At 44.7% G+C, this 18,855-nt stretch carries 20 protein-coding genes and 4 tRNA genes; 6 read left to right on the top strand and 18 right to left on the bottom strand.

Translation table 11 applies throughout. From position 1 onward, the window contains the following. Positions 1 to 129: 129 nt before the first annotated feature. Positions 130 to 876 carry a hypothetical protein gene (locus AC2CZC_RS07090; protein WP_484584318.1) on the top strand — a complete coding sequence of 249 codons (747 nt, stop codon included), beginning with the start codon at positions 130 to 132 and terminating at the stop codon, positions 874 to 876. Here AC2CZC_RS07090 and AC2CZC_RS07085 read toward each other — a convergent pair. From AC2CZC_RS07085 to AC2CZC_RS07045, 9 genes are all read right to left on the bottom strand, one after another. Then, positions 866 to 1,663: a VOC family protein gene (locus tag AC2CZC_RS07085; protein WP_484584317.1), complete on the bottom strand. Its 798-nt coding sequence runs from the start codon at positions 1,661 to 1,663 to the stop codon at positions 866 to 868. The genes AC2CZC_RS07090 and AC2CZC_RS07085 overlap by 11 nt on opposite strands. Before the next feature lie 102 nt (positions 1,664 to 1,765). After that, positions 1,766 to 2,224 carry a hotdog family protein gene (locus tag AC2CZC_RS07080; protein WP_484584316.1) on the bottom strand — a complete coding sequence of 153 codons (459 nt, stop codon included), beginning with the start codon at positions 2,222 to 2,224 and terminating at the stop codon, positions 1,766 to 1,768. Next, entirely contained in the window at positions 2,205 to 3,395 is a 1,191-nt protein-coding gene (locus tag AC2CZC_RS07075; RefSeq protein ID WP_484584315.1) for a beta-ketoacyl-ACP synthase, read from the bottom strand. The genes AC2CZC_RS07080 and AC2CZC_RS07075 overlap by 20 nt, the downstream gene beginning before the upstream one ends. A gap of 168 nt (positions 3,396 to 3,563) precedes the next feature. Then, entirely contained in the window at positions 3,564 to 4,004 is a 441-nt protein-coding gene (locus AC2CZC_RS07070; protein ID WP_484584314.1) for an acyl-CoA thioesterase, read from the bottom strand. Beyond that, positions 3,991 to 5,538: an HAL/PAL/TAL family ammonia-lyase gene (locus AC2CZC_RS07065; protein ID WP_484584313.1), complete on the bottom strand. Its 1,548-nt coding sequence runs from the start codon at positions 5,536 to 5,538 to the stop codon at positions 3,991 to 3,993. Before AC2CZC_RS07065 ends, AC2CZC_RS07070 begins: the two co-directional genes overlap by 14 nt. Positions 5,539 to 5,735: 197 nt before the next feature. Continuing rightward, on the bottom strand, positions 5,736 to 6,083 hold the full coding sequence (locus AC2CZC_RS07060; RefSeq protein ID WP_484584312.1) for an ApeI family dehydratase: 348 nt from the start codon (positions 6,081 to 6,083) through the stop codon (positions 5,736 to 5,738). After that, positions 6,076 to 7,431 carry an AMP-binding protein gene (locus AC2CZC_RS07055; RefSeq protein WP_484584311.1) on the bottom strand — a complete coding sequence of 452 codons (1,356 nt, stop codon included), beginning with the start codon at positions 7,429 to 7,431 and terminating at the stop codon, positions 6,076 to 6,078. Before AC2CZC_RS07055 ends, AC2CZC_RS07060 begins: the two co-directional genes overlap by 8 nt. A 390-nt stretch (positions 7,432 to 7,821) precedes the next feature. Continuing rightward, on the bottom strand, positions 7,822 to 8,088 hold the full coding sequence (locus AC2CZC_RS07050) for a phosphopantetheine-binding protein (RefSeq protein WP_237139103.1): 267 nt from the start codon (positions 8,086 to 8,088) through the stop codon (positions 7,822 to 7,824). 218 nt (positions 8,089 to 8,306) lie between these two features. Further along, complete coding sequence (locus tag AC2CZC_RS07045) at positions 8,307 to 8,942, bottom strand: beta-ketoacyl synthase chain length factor (protein ID WP_484584856.1); 636 nt, start codon at positions 8,940 to 8,942, stop codon at positions 8,307 to 8,309. Between the two features lie 509 nt (positions 8,943 to 9,451). On the opposite strand from AC2CZC_RS07045, the gene AC2CZC_RS07040 reads away from it, so the two are divergent. After that, positions 9,452 to 9,727: a hypothetical protein gene (locus tag AC2CZC_RS07040; RefSeq protein ID WP_484584310.1), complete on the top strand. Its 276-nt coding sequence runs from the start codon at positions 9,452 to 9,454 to the stop codon at positions 9,725 to 9,727. 18 nt (positions 9,728 to 9,745) lie between these two features. Further along, the gene (locus AC2CZC_RS07035) at positions 9,746 to 10,024 is read left to right on the top strand and encodes a hypothetical protein (protein WP_484584309.1); all 279 of its coding nucleotides are present in this window, start codon (positions 9,746 to 9,748) and stop codon (positions 10,022 to 10,024) included. Positions 10,025 to 10,163: 139 nt separating this feature from the next. On the opposite strand, the gene tuf is transcribed toward AC2CZC_RS07035, so the two are convergent. From tuf to murB, 8 genes are all read right to left on the bottom strand, one after another. Continuing rightward, positions 10,164 to 11,348, bottom strand: a complete 1,185-nt coding sequence (tuf, locus tag AC2CZC_RS07030) for an elongation factor Tu (protein WP_063359275.1) — start codon at positions 11,346 to 11,348, stop codon at positions 10,164 to 10,166. A gap of 139 nt (positions 11,349 to 11,487) precedes the next feature. After that, positions 11,488 to 11,563: transfer RNA gene (locus AC2CZC_RS07025), tRNA-Thr, on the bottom strand. Positions 11,564 to 11,575: 12 nt separating this feature from the next. Then, positions 11,576 to 11,650 (bottom strand) — tRNA-Gly (locus AC2CZC_RS07020). A 45-nt stretch (positions 11,651 to 11,695) separates the two neighbouring features. Next, a tRNA-Tyr gene (locus AC2CZC_RS07015) sits at positions 11,696 to 11,780 on the bottom strand. A 43-nt stretch (positions 11,781 to 11,823) separates the two neighbouring features. After that, positions 11,824 to 11,899, bottom strand: a tRNA-Thr gene (locus AC2CZC_RS07010). 117 nt (positions 11,900 to 12,016) lie between these two features. After that, positions 12,017 to 12,715, bottom strand: a complete 699-nt coding sequence (locus tag AC2CZC_RS07005; protein WP_484584308.1) for a type III pantothenate kinase — start codon at positions 12,713 to 12,715, stop codon at positions 12,017 to 12,019. After that, positions 12,715 to 13,710, bottom strand: coding sequence for a bifunctional biotin--[acetyl-CoA-carboxylase] ligase/biotin operon repressor BirA (gene birA, locus AC2CZC_RS07000; protein WP_484584307.1), 996 nt, complete (start codon positions 13,708 to 13,710; stop codon positions 12,715 to 12,717). The genes AC2CZC_RS07005 and birA overlap by 1 nt, the downstream gene beginning before the upstream one ends. After that, positions 13,703 to 14,713: a UDP-N-acetylmuramate dehydrogenase gene (murB, locus tag AC2CZC_RS06995; protein WP_484584306.1), complete on the bottom strand. Its 1,011-nt coding sequence runs from the start codon at positions 14,711 to 14,713 to the stop codon at positions 13,703 to 13,705. Before murB ends, birA begins: the two co-directional genes overlap by 8 nt. 129 nt (positions 14,714 to 14,842) lie before the next feature. On the opposite strand from murB, the gene AC2CZC_RS06990 reads away from it, so the two are divergent. Further along, a complete protein-coding gene (locus tag AC2CZC_RS06990; protein ID WP_484584305.1) occupies positions 14,843 to 16,687 on the top strand; it encodes a M1 family metallopeptidase in 1,845 nt (614 codons plus the stop codon). A 56-nt stretch (positions 16,688 to 16,743) separates the two neighbouring features. Here the strand turns inward: AC2CZC_RS06990 and AC2CZC_RS06985 are convergent, their stop codons facing one another. After that, positions 16,744 to 17,343, bottom strand: coding sequence for a DUF2057 domain-containing protein (locus AC2CZC_RS06985; protein WP_484584304.1), 600 nt, complete (start codon positions 17,341 to 17,343; stop codon positions 16,744 to 16,746). 155 nt (positions 17,344 to 17,498) lie between these two features. On the opposite strand from AC2CZC_RS06985, the gene AC2CZC_RS06980 reads away from it, so the two are divergent. Both AC2CZC_RS06980 and AC2CZC_RS06975 read left to right on the top strand, forming a co-directional pair. Further along, positions 17,499 to 17,870, top strand: a complete 372-nt coding sequence (locus tag AC2CZC_RS06980) for a histidine triad nucleotide-binding protein (RefSeq protein ID WP_046354251.1) — start codon at positions 17,499 to 17,501, stop codon at positions 17,868 to 17,870. Between the two features lie 227 nt (positions 17,871 to 18,097). Continuing rightward, positions 18,098 to 18,754 carry a helix-turn-helix transcriptional regulator gene (locus tag AC2CZC_RS06975; RefSeq protein WP_023400213.1) on the top strand — a complete coding sequence of 219 codons (657 nt, stop codon included), beginning with the start codon at positions 18,098 to 18,100 and terminating at the stop codon, positions 18,752 to 18,754. Positions 18,755 to 18,855 lie beyond the last annotated feature (101 nt).

The following is an 18,855-nucleotide window of genomic DNA, read 5'->3' as shown; positions in this document are numbered from 1 at the left end:
TTTAGGTCGCGATTTATCTTAATTGTTGGGGCAAACACAGTGGGATTCAAGAGAATAATTACACGCAAACTGCCTGCAATTGAAGACTTCTGCTAGGCTTAAACCAAGCAGCAAAGATTAGGAAGAACTGTGTATCGCTTAATTGCATTGATGTTACTGTGGGTATGCAATCAGTCATTAGCCAAAGAGTTCAACATCAATATCAGTGAAGGGTTGTCATTCCATTTAGCCAAAGAGCAAATCGAGGATATCTTCACACGCATTTATGGCCCACTGGATATCCAACCGAGCTTTCACTACTTGCCAACACAGCGTGGATTGCAATGGGTCGACAGTGGCCGCTTTGATGCGGAGGCTGGACGTGCCGCAAATGAAATGAGCGCATACACTCAACTTATTGCTATTCCGACCCCCTTAGCCACTGTTCGACTTGCGGTATTTTGCTTAAAACCAGAGCTGTGTCACATCAGCAATGACAGTGACATCATCACCATTGAAGGAAGCTTGATCACCACCAGCTTTTGTCGACGTACTAAGCTCACTTGCCATGGTGTTAAAAACAATGTTTCTGCATTTCAGGCATTAACACGACATCACAGTGACCAATTGCTTGCAACCGATCACTTTAGTATTGGCTCTTTATGCAGCTCCGGACTGAATAAGATTTATATGCGTATTTTACCCACCAAGGGCATTATGATACGCCACTATATCCACAAAAAACATCAAGCATTGGTGCCAAAGCTTGATAGCATTATTCAAGGCATGATGAAAAGCGGCGAATTTGCCGCTTTTATTGATCGCATCAACAATGGGTTTGCCGATTGCGATGGTGAAATTATCAAGCTAACAAACCATGTTCCGGCTAGCTTGTGATTTCATCCATAGCAGAGGCCATAATGGAAAATACCGCTCCTTGAGGGTCGGTTATCACAGCAAAACGCCCAACTTGTGGGATATCCGTTGGTGGGACACAGACCTCGCCACCCAATGAGGTTGCTTTTTCAGCTAACTTGTCACAGTCCAGCACCGCAAAGTACAACATCCAATGTGGTGGCAGACCTTGCCATTCATCCGTCATTTCGAGCATACCTGCGACGGGTTTACCCTGATGACTAAACACCACATAATCCATATTTTCCATCGCCTGATGATCAGCTTGCCAACCCAGTAAATTACAGTAAAAGGCTTCACTTTTGGCACTGTTTTGACTGGCCAATTCATACCAATAAGGGACATTTGCTTCGAGTTCTCGCTGAGTGCCTGTGTGCGCACCTGCTTGCCACAGGGCAAAATGCGCCCCTCCAGGTTCATGTAGCATCACCATGCGTCCAGCTTCTGGTACATCATGGGGGCCTGCAATGATCTCAGCCCCTAATGCCGTTGCCCGCTCGGCCAACTCATCCACATTATCTACCGCAATATATCCAAGCCAATGACTTGGAATTTTTGCCGCTTGCTGCTCTGGCATCATTTCATACATGGCAGCAATATCAACGCCATGCTTTTGCAGCATGGTGTAATAGCAATCCTCACCAATGGGCTGATCAACACTTTGCCAATCAAACAACTGAGTATAAAAACTTTTGCCTGCCGCCCAATCTGCGCTGCAAAGCTCAGACCAACAAAACTCGCCTACCTGACTTCGTTCAATCAGTGCCATGTGCTCAATTCCTATCTTGCTGTTTACTCTGTACAGTTAAGCAGATTTTAGGTCATTCGCAATGATGACATGACAGTAAATAAGTTCGCGCCAAACACCGATTTACATGTCTGAAGCGGAAATAAACTGGCTAGCATCTTTGGGCTGAAATACTTTTATTTGCGCCGCAGCCACCGTATCTCCATCACAGAGAATTTGCCCATCAAACAGAGCGAGCCCCGACTCGTCCTGATGAACTTGTGCCACATGAATTCGCAGCGTTTTCCCTGCTTGAAAATACGCGCACTGAGCTTGGTATTGACGTGTGCCCAGTAAAAACCCGATGTCTACCGCTTGTCCTGCATCCAACGCATTCGCGCCGGCAAGGGCTGCGATAGTTTGCGCGATATACTCAATACCCACATAACTCGCGACCCCTTGCTCTGTCATAAAAGTCGACTGTGCATCTAGGGTGACTTCACCAGTGGCTTGCTGCTTATCGTATTCGACAAACCGGCTCAGCAATGCCATTGGCGCTCGATGTGCTATCAACTGATCGATGTCATAGCGATTTTGCTGCATCGGCCTGACCAATTAACACACTGATATTGTTGCCACCAAATGCAAAGGAATTGCTCAAGCAAATACGCGAAGCCTGTTGAGTCACTGATTGCACCAATTGGATCGGATCTAGAGATTCATCACGTGGCTTTGTCATTTTGTGCGGCGGAAGCGGCGTCTCTGCATCAGTCAAATGCAGCCAGCATAAACCCAACTCGAGCGCACCCGCGGCACCGAGCGTATGGCCTGTTAAACGCTTAGTAGAACTACAAGGCACCTTATCCGAGAACAAGGTATACACAGCCCTTGACTCCATTTCATCATTTTTAATTGTCCCTGTCCCATGAAGGTTTATGTAATCCACATCTTCTGGGGTACGATTGGCCATCTCCAACGCAATATTAATGGCACGGATAGCACCATCCCCGCTGGGATCAGGCGCTGAAATATGATACGCATCTGATGTCTCCCCAACGCCCAACAATGCCACTGGGCCGGGCTGTTTGGACATCACAAAAAATGCAGCGGCTTCACCGAGGTTGATCCCGTCGCGACTTTCACTAAATGGCTCGCACAAGCTTTGTGAGGTTGAGTCCAGTGCTTCAAAGCCATTCACAGTTAATTGGCACAGCGAGTCAACACCACCGCATAGCACCACATCTGCCATATCGGTATCGAGCAGCATATGCGCAGTCGTCATCACTTTAGTGCTCGAGCTGCAAGCTGTTGAAATAGTGTAAGTTGGCCCATTTACACCCAAATATTCAGCGAGGAACTGTGCCGGTGCAATCAGTTCCTGACATTGATGGCCATACTCTGCAGGAAAAGCATCTGTCGCCATGTAATGCGCGACCGCTTCCTCAGCCGTGCGCACCCCTGCCGTCGTCGTGCCAATGATCACCGCGATGCGTTGACTATCAAACTTAGCTAACAAGGGAGATAATGTTGGTTCAAGCTGTTGTACGGCCATTAATGCCAGCGCATTATTACGCGTCTGCTGATACGAGGGAAAAGCAGACATATCCGGTAATGCCCCTTTTACTTTACCCACATAGACAGGATCACCGTCCAAATGCAACTCATGGTCTAAGCTCTGATACTCTAGTTCTGGGTGATGTAGCGCCTGTTTGACTTCGCTTTTATTATTTCCAAGCGCGCACACAACCCCAAAATCATTTAAAAATGTCGTCATAATTTAACTCAACCCTACGCTTCTTTGAGTGTATTTTGATAGCACACACATTTGCCAACACTGTGTGTGCTATCAGTTTCAAAATATCCTTTCTTTTGCACCTGAGCTCATCAGTATTCACTGAGATATTACTCGCGGTTTTTACTTTCGTGCCACAATGAACCCCGATTACACAGCTGATGCAGCAATGGCCTCTCGTAACCTTTGAGCAAGCGGTTGTGGGGTTGTAAATTGCATGGCTTTACTGGCCATTTCCACAGCCACTTGCGTGGTCACGCCCGTTGTAAGCTTTTTACCGGTCTCAACATCCGTGATCAAATACGCGATTTTTAGCCGGTCTTCATACTCCAACAATTGGGCAGACACATTAATTTTTTGCCCGAATACACACGACCCCACAAACCGCGTTTGCATATCGATAATTGGCCACACATAGCCAATTTTCTCCATATTGTCATAGCCGCATTCATAGGCGCTCAATAACTTGCAACGCGCTACTTCAAAATAACGCGCATAGTTACCATGCCAAACCACATTCATGGGATCGCAATCATGAAACGGAATTTCAATTTCTACACTGGCCTCAAGCAACGGCTTAAGCTTTTTCATATAATGCCCACTTCTGAGTTTGAATCGCCGCGATGGTCTCTCTTAATACTGACTCAAGCGGTCTATCTTCTTCTAACATTGGAAAAAGCGTATCAATATCATCAAACATGGCACCCACACTTGGGGCCAGATCATCACGGCTCAGTTGATTTTGACGAATGCGTAAACGCACGCCTTGCACAGCCGCCAGTAACGTACTGGCCAACACTTGCTCTGTTAGCTGTAATACACGAAGCGCATCTCTTGACGCAATCGTGCCCATACTCACCTTGTCTTGGTTGTGACACTCTGTTGAGCGAGAAAAAACACTGGCAGGCATGGTCAATTTTAGTGCTTCTGCGGTGTACGCTGATGCACCAATCTGCACGGCTTTGAAACCATGGTTAATGTATTTACGCGCTTCGCCGCTGGCCGATAAGTTAGATGGCAGCCCATTGTTGTAACGGGTATCCACCAAAGATGCCAACTGGCGATCCGCTAAATCTGCAAGGTTAGCAACGGCTGTTTTCATCGAGTCCATCACCATCGCAATATGCCCCCCATAAAAGTGCCCGCCATGCAACACGTGCTCCCCAACGCCATCGATTATTGGATTGTCATTGGCCGAGTTAAGCTCATTCTCAATGGTCGACTCGAAAAAAGGTAAGCTATCTTCTAACACCCCAATCACATGAGGCGCACAGCGAATAGAATAGCGGTCTTGCAATCTAGGCGAGTTGCGCGGATGTTCCACATGTCTTAAGTCCGAACGGATCCTTGCCGCAACTTGCTGCTGACCCAAATGCGGCTTAACACTAAATAAAATTTCATCAAAATGGTGTGAGTTGCCTTGTAATGCAATACTTGCCAATGAGGTGATACGCGTTGCAAGTCGACTTAAATAGCGTGCTCGCTCATAAGCCAAGCAAGATAATGCGGTCATCACAGCCGTGCCATTCATAATCGCAAGACCTTCTTTTGGGCGAAGTGTGATGGGCATTAATCCCAAGGTTTCCATGACTTCTTTCGCAGCACGCACTTCCCCTTGATACATCACGTTGCGCTCCCCAACTAAGGCCCCTGCGACATAGGATAGAGGTGTTAAGTCTCCGCTGGCCCCTACAGAGCCCTCCTGTGGGATCTGTGGAATAACATCATGGTTAATGAAATCTCGCAGCAGTTCTAACATCGGCCAATCAACCCCAGAATACCCTTGGCATAATGAAGCTAGGCGCGTTGCTAAGATTGCTTTACCTTGCACTTCATCAAAATACGCCCCAAGCCCACAACCATGAAAACGCGTCAGATGCAGTGGCAATTCATTGACAAGATCTAGTGGTATATCCACGGTGACAGAGTCACCATACCCGGTTGTTACGCCATAAATAACGCCTTCTTCTTGCAATAACCCATCTAAAAAAGCCACCGCTGAATTTATTTTTTGTTCAAACTGGGGGTTGCAACTGATCGATGCTGTGGCGCGGCTCATCGCAATATCAACCACATCTTTAATCGTCAGCCTTCCTTCGCCAAACGTGATAAAACTGTTACTCACTCACCTACCCTCTTCACATTAAAATGCGTTGAACCACATGATCACTTTGCCAATGGTTGTGCTTGGTTTGTGACTATCACATCACGACATTCATACCTTGCAAGCACACAACTTTAACAAGCTCATTCAACGTTTCCTTACGTCATTCAAATTGCCCACCCATACGAGACACTTTGAATCCTCAAACTAATCATAAATTAAAACAACAACCTGCCAGTGCCATGCTGCCCCTCACGAGAGTGATATTTAAACATCACCTTGTTGCCCCCTGACTTATTCAGATTTAATATCACCTGACTATTTGGGTGGACAACTTTTTGAAATTTCAGCGCTTGCACTTCCATCACAGGAGCTGAGAAAAATGGAAAATAACGCAGTGCGAAGTACACCGCCCAATCGATCAACACAACACCAGGCAAAACGGGGGCATTGGGAAAATGACCTTGAAAGTACATTACGTCAGCTGTAATACTGAGTTGTAGCACCACCTCTTGCTGGTTTTCAGTGACAACCTGATTCTCGGGTATTTTTATCTCGTTATTCAAACAAACCCTCCAAATTTGCAATGGTCACTTTGCCTTGTTCATTGACTGGCAGAGTCTCAACATAACGCCACTTTTTAGGCACACAGATCAGCTCAAACTTACTTGCTAAGTGTTTTCTTAACTGTTGGCTTAACTCAAACCCTGACCTTTCGCCAACTGACTCATTAAGTACCACAACAGCCGCCAACTGTGGCCTTTGACGCTTAATAATCAGTAGCCGACACGTGTCTACTCCATCATGTTCACAGAGGTAGCGCTCCAAATCTGATAAATTGACCCGCTTTTCTTCGATTTTGACCGTCCTATCAATACGCCCTAACAACTTAAACTGGCCATTTGGATATATCTCAACTTTGTCATCCATCTTGATTTCAACGTTGTCTAAATAGCCAGAGTCCAATATCAAACGCTGCGTATTCGCCTGCGCACGCACCTTAATAAGCTCAAACGGCGTCCAAAGCGGTTGGAACGCTTGGCCGTGAATACGCTGAGCAATGCCACCTGACTCTGTACTGCCATACACTTCATAAAACATGGCGCTAAGGTTTCCATAGAGACTGCTCACCGCATGCTCGCTCAGTACGCCGCCAGAAGATACGAAACAACAAAGCTTATCTGCGTAATCATCAAGCACCGTGTCTTCACTTAATCGCTCAAGAAATGCAGGGCTCGAAACCACCACCACTCGACGAGTTTGTGGCTGAGCTAAAATAGGTAAAAAATGTTCGGGGTATGCCTTTGTCGCATAGGTCGTTGCACCCAGCTGCATAGGTAAAAGCACTCTAAATAGCAAACCATAAATATGATAATGGGGCACTGTTGGAATAAAAGTGGTCGCACCTTGGTGAGGAAACTGACCCACTAACTGATTAAGCTCCCTGAGCAAAGCTACCCAAGACTTAATGATCAATTTACTTTTGCCCGTCGAGCCTGAGGTTGAAAATACGAGCTGTCCAGTACTAGGCCAAATTGCCTGTTGGGCAAACTCATTCTCGCCACGCACAGTCATTTTATCTATATGATGTGACTTAGCTTGCCATGGGGCATTGCCGCACACCAAATCGCAATTTTGCTGCGCTTCAGACAAGGTCTCGGGCTGCATATTGGCGGGTAAAACGACCTCAACGCCTTGGTTGAGTAATGCAAATAACTTGTAGCAAAACGCCCCTGGTTCAGTATCGAATAAGGCAGCCCTTATCGCCGTTGCTTCAGTATTATTGGCCTGTATACGCTTTATTTTTTGCTGGTACTCGGCACAATAACGCCAGAAAGTATCAGCATTCATTTCATTGTGTTCGTGATCCACAAACGAAAAAGCCTGTGGTGAACAGTCGATTGATTCAAGCATAAGTTACTTAGTGTATGTCCTTATTTTCGGCCATTTTAAATGGCCAGTTCTACCAATGCCTGGTGTCATTTGTTATAGCTCGCACAAACTTTGCGGTTGAAAGTGTTTTTCATACCAACAAAGAACAATGCATAAACTAAAAGCCATCAGCGTTGAGAACTAGCTCCCGCTTTACAGCCAATAATCAGACAGGATACACATCCTCACCACCCAAATTCAGCGCAGTTACAGCTCAATATCTGGCATAATTTCCTTTTTAAATCCCTAACAAGGTACTTGACGCTTTTCACAGACAATCAACGCATTTGTGTTAAGCGAGTAGGCTCGTCTTTCATTTAAAGCGCTTTCACAGCCAACCTTGATGAAGATTGACCGTTGGGAAATACAAGTTTATGCAGGCTCATGGCTGGCAATAAAAGCGCATAGACTCGCAACAGAAGCAAAATGCTGCTTCGTGCCTTCGCTGTTTGCGTCAATTTTTACGCCATATTGCTTTTTAATTGCTAATCCCAGCTCAAGTGCATCAATACTGTCCAAGCCAAGTCCATCAATGAATAGAGGCTCATCATCAATGATCTCCTCTGGTGAAATATCCTCAAGATCGAGGCTTTCAATAATCAATTTTTTAACTGCTAAATTCAGTTCAGCGTGTGCCATTTTGTTCAACTCCTTTTTTCGACTCTCGGCAAATCATGCATAACCTAATGCTCTAGAGAGTTTGACCATATGTAGTGAATAGAAGCCCGACCAAACTTTAACAAAAGGTTAATCAAAGGTTCCCAATTGGGATACTATCACTGTTTTTTTGTTAAAACACTTTAATTTTATTAAATTTGAAATGGGCATAAATCTATTAGCTTATGCCTGTATCTGCGCTAATTTAGTCGCTCAATAGCCCAACTTTGCTTACTACCCGATAAGTTTAGCTGCGCTTGATTTGCATCTAACCACTTTGCAAACTCACACACAGGCGGCTCAGCGGTATCATCAGCATGAGGGACATGTTGATCGCGAACAAAACGGAGAGCATGAGGTCGCGAGCCTTGACGCTCATCTACTTTGGACACAACCATCGCGAGTGCATAATCTTTCTGCTGCTCATCACTGTATTGTGCAAACTGCTCTGGCAAACTTTGGTCGACTAATACCACCACAATCTTGCTTATTTGCTTACTTTCCAAGCGTATATACGCGTCTGTTAACGCTGCAAATAAGCCATCTTTGCCCGCAGCAATAGCGGTGATGGGCACTTTCTTTTGCATAAATATTGAGTACATGCCTGCTACGGCATTATGAACGGATAAACTAAATCCTGAAGGAGAAACACTTTCATTTAGCGCTAAGCTGGTAAGTAATTCGCTGGTTTTATGAAAATCACCATGGCGGCTGGCAAACACTAACTCCCAATCTTCATCTTCTAACAGCTGCTCATCTAGGTTCAATAAAGCACCTATCGCAAGCTTTGAAAAGTTGCTTAGACGCCTTTTTTGCATTGGCTTTAATTTGCTGATCGATCTTTTAATTCAATTTTCCCTATTTGGGTAGAACTAATAAAAAAACTGTCATCTATTGCGAGTTCAAATCTCATATGACGCTTCCCATATACATGTTCAGTAAGTTTAAATATTTCTAAACGAGGTATCCTTAACCAATTTATGTTACCTCAATCGATCTGTGCTCGCTATGGGTAATTAGATAAAAAGGTTAAAAAACGCACCAAAAAAGGAATTTATTAATCCAAAAAAATGAAAATAAACATATATTTTATCGATTTAACGGTCTTTTTTTTGTCATAAAATAAAGTGTAAAAGGTTAGCGACAGTGAACGAAGTGAGCCCGCTCTTTTTACGCAAGGTGAATATCGTGCGAAAGGTTTGTGACACAGCGCGAAGCGCTGGCACTCTTTTCGCGCAAGGTGAAATAAGCCATTTTAACCGAACAAAACCAATAGCCCTTTCCAAGCACAGCAGCCAACTCAAGACAGAAAACATGGATCCTGAAACGAGTTCAGGATGACGTAGTGCCAAAGGTTGATGACAACGAACACAGTAAGTACATTTCTTTCACGCAAGAAAGGTGCAAAAGGTTAGCGACAGTGAACGAAGTGAGCCCGCTCTTTTTACGCATGGTGAATATCGTGCGAAAGGTTTGTGACACAGCGCGAATCGCTGACACTCTTTTCGCGCAAGGTGAAATGAGCCGTTTTAACCGAACAAAACCAATAGCCCTTTCCAAGCACAGCAACCAACTCAAAACAGAAGACATGGATCCTGAAAACGAGTTCAGGATGACATAGTGTAAAAGGTTAGCGACAGTGAACGAAGTCAACACGCTCTTTTTACGCAAGGTGAATAACGTGCAAAATGCAACGACAACGAGCGAAGCGAGTACGTTCAATCTGCGCAAGGTGATTAACGTGCAAAATGTAACGATAACGAGCGAAGCGAGTACGTTCAATTTGCGCAAGGTGAATATCGTGCGAAAGGTTTGTGACACAGCGCGAAGCGCTGGCACTCTTTTCGCGCAAGAGGAGTGTAAAAGGTTAGCGACAGTGAACGAAGTGAATTCGCTCTTTTTACGCAAGGTGAAGTGAGCCATTTTGACAAACGATGAGACAAGCACCAACTAAGTTTAAAAAGTGCTAACTCTATTTATGGCAAAAAAACATAAAAAAAGCCGCTCAATGAGCGGCTTTTTACTATTCGTATATCGAATTAGTTAACGTGTAACTATTACTCGATGATTGATGCTACAACACCAGCACCAACTGTACGGCCACCTTCACGGATAGCGAAACGTAGACCTTCGTCCATCGCGATTGGGCAGATTAGCTCTACAGTCATCTTGATGTTGTCACCAGGCATTACCATTTCTACGCCGTCTGGTAGCTGGATGTCACCAGTTACGTCAGTTGTACGGAAGTAGAACTGTGGACGGTAACCTTTGAAGAAAGGAGTGTGACGACCACCTTCATCTTTAGAAAGTACGTATACTTCTGAAGTGAACTTAGTGTGCGGCTGGATTGAACCAGGAGCTGATAGTACTTGACCACGCTCAACTTCGTCACGCTTAGTACCACGTAGAAGTGCACCGATGTTCTCACCAGCACGACCTTCGTCTAGAAGCTTACGGAACATTTCAACACCCGTACAAGTTGTCTTCGTAGTTTCTTTGATACCTACGATTTCAACTTCGTCGTTCACGTTGATGATACCAGCTTCAACACGGCCAGTTACAACTGTACCACGACCCTGGATTGAGAATACGTCTTCGATAGGCATGATGAATGGCTTATCGATGTCACGCTCTGGCTCTGGGATGTAAGAATCTAGTGCTTCTGCAAGCTCAACGATCTTGTCTTCCCACTCTTTCTCACCTTCTAGTGCTTTAAGCGCTGAACCTTGGATTAGTGGTAGGTCATCACCTGGGAAATCGTACTCAGAAAGAAGTTCACGAACTTCCATCTCTACTAGTTCGATTAGCTCTTCGTCATCAACCATGTCACATTTGTTCATGAATACGATGATGTAAGGTACACCAACCTGACGTGAAAGTAGGATGTGCTCACGAGTCTGAGGCATAGGACCGTCAGTTGCAGCAACTACTAGGATCGCGCCGTCCATCTGAGCAGCACCAGTGATCATGTTTTTAACGTAGTCAGCGTGTCCAGGACAGTCAACGTGTGCGTAGTGACGAGTTGGAGTATCGTACTCTACGTGTGAAGTTGCGATTGTGATACCACGCTCACGCTCTTCTGGAGCGTTATCGATTTGAGCGAAGTCACGTGCTTCACCACCGTATACTTTTGCAAGTACGTTAGTGATTGCTGCTGTTAAAGTAGTTTTACCGTGGTCAACGTGGCCGATTGTACCAACGTTAACGTGCGGTTTCGAACGTTCAAACTTTTCTTTTGCCATGACGGAACCTATAAGTTTTTGTGTATCTAGATTACATATAAAAATAATCCACGCGCGCGCGCGGGGACTATGATTATTCTTTACAATTATAAATGTTTTTGTGACAAATCAAAGGAAGTATTTGGGAAGATCCGGAGACTGGTGCTGATAGGCAGATTTGAACTGCCGACCTCACCCTTACCAAGGGTGCGCTCTACCAACTGAGCTATATCAGCACACCAGAAATCTGGAGCGGGCAGCGGGAATCGAACCCGCATCATCAGCTTGGAAGGCTGAGGTAATAGCCATTATACGATGCCCGCTTTAGGAACCTGTTCTTAACTACCTCAGAACCGTCAAGAATAAAGTGGTGGAGGGAGCTGGATTCGAACCAGCGAAGGCTGAGCCGTCAGATTTACAGTCTGATCCCTTTGGCCGCTCGGGAACCCCTCCACATAAAAATTCTTTTCTAAAGCGTGTTCTAAATCTTGAAAAATGGTGCCGACTATCCGAGTCGAACGGATGACCTACTGATTACAAGTCAGTTGCTCTACCAACTGAGCTAAGTCGGCACTGCTTTAGTACGGGGCGAGATATTAGAGCAACCGCTGACACTATGCAACAGTTAAATCAAAAAAAATCGCAATTTCTTGTTTAAATGCTCATATTTACAACAAAAACTCTACTATTTAATCGTTTTGTTGATAATTACGCCAATGAATCAACCCTTGCATGACCAAATCGTCAAAATAGATACCTTTAGGATCAAGGTGTTGCTGAATAATCTCACCATATCCACCCGCATAAATGAGCTGTACTTTTCCACCCATTTGCGTCACCGCACGCTCGGCCAGTGCAACAGTCGCGCTCAGCGCTGCATTTTTTACCGCATTGGGCGTATTGGTCCCCAGCTTTGTATCGAACAATGTATGCGTATCACTGAATACTTTTTGTGTATTGGCCACCAAGCTGTCGATCATCATATCTAATCCAGGCAAAATCCATCCCCCTTGGTGCTGACCCGTTGCATCCAATACATCGACTTTAGTCGCTGTTCCTGAGTCAACAATCACACAAGCTTGGTTGGGGAACAAATGAAAGCAGGCAACCACGGTAAGCCAGCGATCTATGCCTAAGTTTTGAAACTCTGCATACGCACATTTTAGTGCGCCTAAAGTGGGTGAGACTGAAGCAAATAGATAAGGCACTTGATGAGACTGGGCTTGTTGCAATATCGGTGTTAAGTCCTCGTTACTGCCAACTTGCGCTATCAAGACTTCTTCGATTTTGTGCCAAGGCACTTGCGCTTCATTAATAAGCACAATCTCACCTTGCAACTCAGTGGCAACTTTCACGGCAGTATTACCGACATCAACGAGCAAACGCATCACGGCTCCTTACGCAGTGAAATTTCACCGCCATAATAAGTTTTACGCTCACCATCTTGGCGCAAAATTAAACCGCCTTGATGATCAATGCCCTCACAGATCCCCCGCCACTGCCTTTGTCCTGTGCTCAAACTGACTACTTGGTCACGAAACGCATTCAACGCATTCCACTGTGCGACCATGTCACTTAAACCATTTTTTTGATACATATGTAGGCGCTTTTGCAAACATAGGGTCAACACTACGGCCAGCTGATTTTTATCTATCTCGGATACATGCTGACTTAAATCAGTCCAAGCTTGGTCAATATGCTGAGCAGCACTGGTTGGCATGGCCACGTTTAAACCAATACCAATTACCAGATGACATGGCCCTTCCATTTGCCCATCTAGCTCTACTAACACACCTGCCAACTTATGCTCATTAATATAAATATCATTTGGCCATTTAAGCTGAACATCCAAATCATACAAGGCGCTGAGAGTATCATGCACTGCCAATCCGACTGCCACAGACACACCCATAGCCGCCTGCATACCGTCCTCAAAATGCCAGTAATAACTGTAATATAAATTGGCACCAAACGGAGATTGCCATTGCCTGCCGCGTCGACCTCGACCAGCTTGTTGCATTTCTGCCACCAGCACCTGCCCTGATGTTAACGCCGCGTCTTTAGACTGAATGCGACGCATCAGCTCACTGTTGGTCGAGTCAATGATAGGCTGCACTTCTATGTGACAAGGTTTGTCGGTCAGCGCCTGCCAAACCGGTATGATTTTACTTTGGTCTAGTAATGGTAAGCTATGATTTAAGCGATACCCTTTGCCAGTGACTTTAAAGATATCAATGCCCATATCTTGCAATGATTTTATATGCTTTGAAACAGCAGCACGGCTTATCCCCAACTGCTCTCCCAATGCCTGACCAGAAATAAAATGATCTCGGCTCAGCGCACTTAATATTGCTAATTTATTTCCAACAGGTGCTTTAACCATGCATGCCCCCAGCTGAATGTTCTCCTTGCGCTGCGATCAGACGCACTTCAGGCATTAACGCAACCGAAAACTTATCCCATACCGACTGTTGAATATGCGCAATCATAGCAAGTAATTCAGTGCCATTACCCTGTTGATCATTAACCAGTACCAGTGCTTGCTTGTCATACACGCGGATACCCCCAATACGATGATCTTTTAAACCGGCTTGCTCAATGAGCCACCCAGCGGCCAGTTTCACTTTGCCCTTTGTGACCGGGTATATTGGCATATCAGGGTATTGTTCTTTCAATGTATCAACTATTTGCGCTTCAACAACAGGGTTTTTAAAAAAGCTACCCGCATTGGCGCACACTGTTGGATCAGGCAATTTACTGCGTCTTATTTGTATCACTCGATCAGCCACTAATTGTGGACTAACAGCCTGTCCTTGCAACGCTTTCAATGGTCCATATGCCAATATCGGTTGCCACTGCTTAGGGAGTTTTAGCGTGACTTCTGTGATCACAAATTGGCCTTGCAATGGCCCTTTAAAGACCGAGTCACGATAACCAAACTGGCACTGAGCTTTGTTAAGCTGTACAAACTCTCGTTTTACAATATCAAAGCCTGTTAGTGAGTCAAAAACATCTGCCAGCTCCACACCATAAGCGCCGATATTTTGCACCGGTGCTGCACCGACGGTACCGGGTATTAATGCCAGATTTTCAAGTCCGCCTATGCCCATATTCAGTAATTTGATCACCAATTGATGCCAGTTTTCACCTGCAGCGACATGCACATGATAATGCAGCTCGGTTTCGGTGATCTCGATACCACGATTTGCTATCTGCAGTATGCTGCCTTGGAAATCTTCTAAGAAGACGCAGTTACTCCCCTCTCCCAAAATAAAAAAAGGAGGTTCAAAATCTATTTCTTTTAACTGCTCTGGCGCCTCAACCACCACCAATTTTTGGCAATGAGAAGGCAAAGCAAACGTATGTAAGGACTGCAAAGCGTGCACAGAAAGCACCTATAAACTACCAACTATTCCTCCTAGTTTACCTGATTGATGCCGCTAACGCATCCAAGTGCCATTTACGTTGTGAAGTGGTATAACAATGCGGACACTCAATCATGAGCAAGGATAAAAATGAAACTCTCAGCCTTAACATTCGGCCTCACATTGGCAGGCCTCTCTCATACTGTTTTGGCGGCAGATGCCGTCGATGAGCATACTTTTTCGAATCTAAACGATGTAGTAAGCACACACTTGCACCTAGACCTTGATATCGACTTTGAAGACAAACAGCTCGAAGGGTTTGTTGAGCACACCCTAGCATGGCAAAACAGCCATGCACGTATACTGGTACTGGATACACGCGATCTTGAAATAGATAAAATCCTCTATCAATCACCGCAGGGGAAATGGCTACCCGCACAATTCACGCTCGCACCGCGCAGTGGGGTGAAAGGCGCTAAGCTCACTATCCAATTCAAACATCAAGCGAGCAAAGCACGCATTTACTATAACAGCTTGCCACAAGCGTCTGGCTTACAGTGGTTAACGCCAGTGCAAACTGCAAGTAAAACTCACCCTTTCATGTACAGTCAATCTCAAGCCATCCATGCCAGAAGCTGGATCCCTGTACAGGATACGCCCGCGATGCGCACCACCTATACAGCGCGTATTCAAACACCCAAAGATGTTCGCGCAGTCATGAGTGCAGACAACTCCGAAGCATTTGTGAAAGATGGCGACTACTGGTTCGATATGCCACAAGCTATCCCACCATATTTAATCGCCATCGGTGCTGGTAACCTTGAATATAAAGAAATGTCTCATCAAACGGCGATATTTGCGGAGCCGCAAATTCTCGATGCTTCTGTGGCGGAATTTAATGACACACAAGCCATGATAGACAAAACCAATGCCATGTACGGTGAATACGCATGGGGCCGCTACGACTTGCTTATGTTGCCACCGAGCTTTCCATTTGGTGGGATGGAAAACCCACGCTTGTCATTTATTACGCCGACTGTCGTTGCTGGTGATAAAAGCCTGGTTAACTTGATTGCTCATGAACTGGCGCACTCTTGGTCCGGGAACCTAGTGACAAACGCGACTTGGGAAGATCTATGGCTCAATGAAGGTTTTACGTCCTATGTTGAAAACCGCATCATGGAAGAGGTGTTTGGTCGTGACCGCGCTGTGATGGAGCAAGCACTAGATGCTGCTGGCCTGCGCGCACAGCTCAAAAACATTCCTGCACCGGATACACGGTTAAACTTAAAGCTCAATGGTCGCGATCCAGATGATGCCTTCAGTAAAGTACCGTATATCAAAGGCCAATTATTCCTTATTTATTTAGAAGAAAAATTTGGTCGTGAAAAATTTGATGTATTCGTCAAAGGGTATTTCGATGCCTATGCATTTAAGTCGCTTACCACTGCAGAGTTTGTTAAGTACCTTGATAAGCACTTATTGCAAAAGCATCCGGGTATCGTTTCATTAGAAAAAGCCAAAGAATGGATATACCAACCAGGCTTACCAGCCGATGCGCCTAATCCAACCTCTGATGCTTTCAATCAAGTTGATAACCATATGCAAGCTTGGCTCAGTGGTAGCAAGTCTCTAAATACATTGCCTACCAGCAACTGGACAGTGCATGAGTGGCTACACTTTTTAAATAACCTGCCAAGAGATCTCGCTCTAGACAGGATGGCAGCGCTAGACAGCGCATTTAATCTGACCAATTCAACGAATGCTGAATTAGCATTCGCATGGTACATGTTGGCAGTTGGCAATGGCTATCAGGCTATTTACCCTGCACTGGATGCGCACCTGAGTGGCATTGGCCGACGTAAACTCATCGTGCCTTTATACAAAGCATTGGCAAGCACAGATAGACGTGATTGGGCATATCGTGTTTATCAAAAAGCACGTCCAGGCTACCACCCATTAGCGCAAGGTACCGTCGACGCTATATTTGAATAAGTTCCGGCGGAGATAAGGCTAGGCTTTATCTCCGCATGCTTTTTTACGCTTGTTCGTTAGCGCTGTGCATCAATGGTCGTTAAAAACGCAGCACGTTGCTCAGGCGTTGCCTGTTGCCACCAAAATTCCAACATAGATACGGCATCGGGCTTGCCTGCACTGGGCGCAACTTGTTCCACGTTCTCTTGTATTTTAGGGGCTGTTTTTACCGGCATAGGCACTGATTCACGGACGACAGGTACGGGTGCTACGACAATCTGTGCTTTCACTTGCTTCGCTACGACTTTACCGCCTTTTTCTGGCTGCAGCCAGATTTTTGGTGACTTGGCAAAAGCGCGCGCTTGCTCAACAGTATCGATTGGCTGTAAACGTACCTGATAATCATCATCGGTAATGCTTACTTCCACCCAAAATGGCTTTGAATCCACGACCTCATGCTCATCATAATCGAGTTCAAATAAATCTGAATACTTCACTTTTATGCGATGAACACCTGCCGGCAAGTCTAAAGTTCGGACTTTGTTAAAAAATGAGTGCTCTATTTCACGCTCATTAACCTGCAATGGCAGCAATTCTTCTGGGAAATTAACTTCCCCTGCAACAGAAAAACCACTATAAAGTGCTATAAATATTCCAAATATACTAATTTTCTTCATATTTCCTCTTTATTTGATTGCTACCTTGGTAGTGAAAGGTATTTGTGCCAAATTTAGTTACAATTATGAACAAGCGTCAGTTGTAATTTCCCTTGTATCTTGTTGAGTCCACGCTATGCTGAACAGCTAAACTAACGTATATAAGGATAAAAGTAATGGCCCAAGAAACGATTTTTACAAAAATTATTAATCGTGAAATACCTGCAGATATTGTGTACGAAGACGAAAAGGCACTTGCGTTTAAGGATATTAATCCTCAAGCACCTTTTCATGTATTGGTGATACCAAAGCAGCCAATCGCAACAATTAACGACGTAAATGAAGAAAATGCACACTTAGTTGGGCATTTACACTTGGTAGCGTCTAAACTTGCGAAAGAGCACGGATTTGCTGAAGACGGTTATCGCGTTGTAATGAACTGCAACAATGATGGTGGACAAACCGTATACCACATTCATCTACATGTATTAGCTGGACTTGAAATGGGCTGGCCTCCGTACCAAAGTAGGAAAAAAGTAGTATCTTAAATTATTCTTTGTTAAAAAATGTAATTAACTAAGCTATTACTCTACTAAAATTAATCATTAATATAATCAACAAGTTGAAGCTTTCACAAAATGAGTGCGTTTACAAAATAGGCAGTTGTGCCAAACTTTATATTGTAATGTTCTTTTTATTGATGAAATTTCTAATACAAAAGGTCTGATTCACGTGTTAGCATTGCGTTATCAGACAGAATGAGAGTGTTTTTCAAATGAGCAGTACTGCATTTTTATTGCTAGATAAAGAGCCTATCAACACGATAGGAATAAACGTTTTACAACCCCTGTTAAAAACGCAAGGGTTAGACGTCGTCACAGGAACTGATATTTCCGAAGTACCTGAAGATACTCGGTTGCTTTTTATTGAAACAGCAGTCAATGATGCATGGGGCAAACTGAAAGAGCAGTTAGTTAACCTCAAAGTAAGTTGCGACATCGTGCTGTTCAACTTAGATGAAAACCCAGAGTTGGCTAATCGTGCATTGCTAAGCGGTATTCGCGGGGTATTTTACACCACAGACAATGCAGACGTCCTGATGAAGGGGATCCGTTTACTGATGGAAGATCAGTTATGGTATCGTCGTGAAATCATGTGTAATGCGTTGAATCGTATGCTGCAATTCAACAAAGACGCCCTGCACAAGCTGACTGAAGGTGACATCGAGCCTGTTAAACTCACTAAACGAGAAAAAGCCATTATCTCTCTAATGAGTAAAGGTGCTAAGAACAAAGAAATTGCAGAAGATTTAAATATCAGCCCGCACACGGTTAAAACACACTTGTACAGTGCATTTCGTAAAACCAAATGCCGTAACCGTATCGAGCTATTGTCTTGGGCACAGCAAAACATCCCAGACGAAATACGCTAATACTCACTCGAGTACACTTGCAAATTCTGTAAAAAAGCATGCATTTAGCATGCTTTTTTGTTTTCTTCCTAGCATTTAATCAATTCACTTACCATCTCATT

Source organism: Pseudoalteromonas sp. MMG033 (assembly GCF_057197785.1).
Note: the sequence above shows the minus strand (reverse complement) of the source record. Positions and strands in the feature narration are given on the sequence as shown.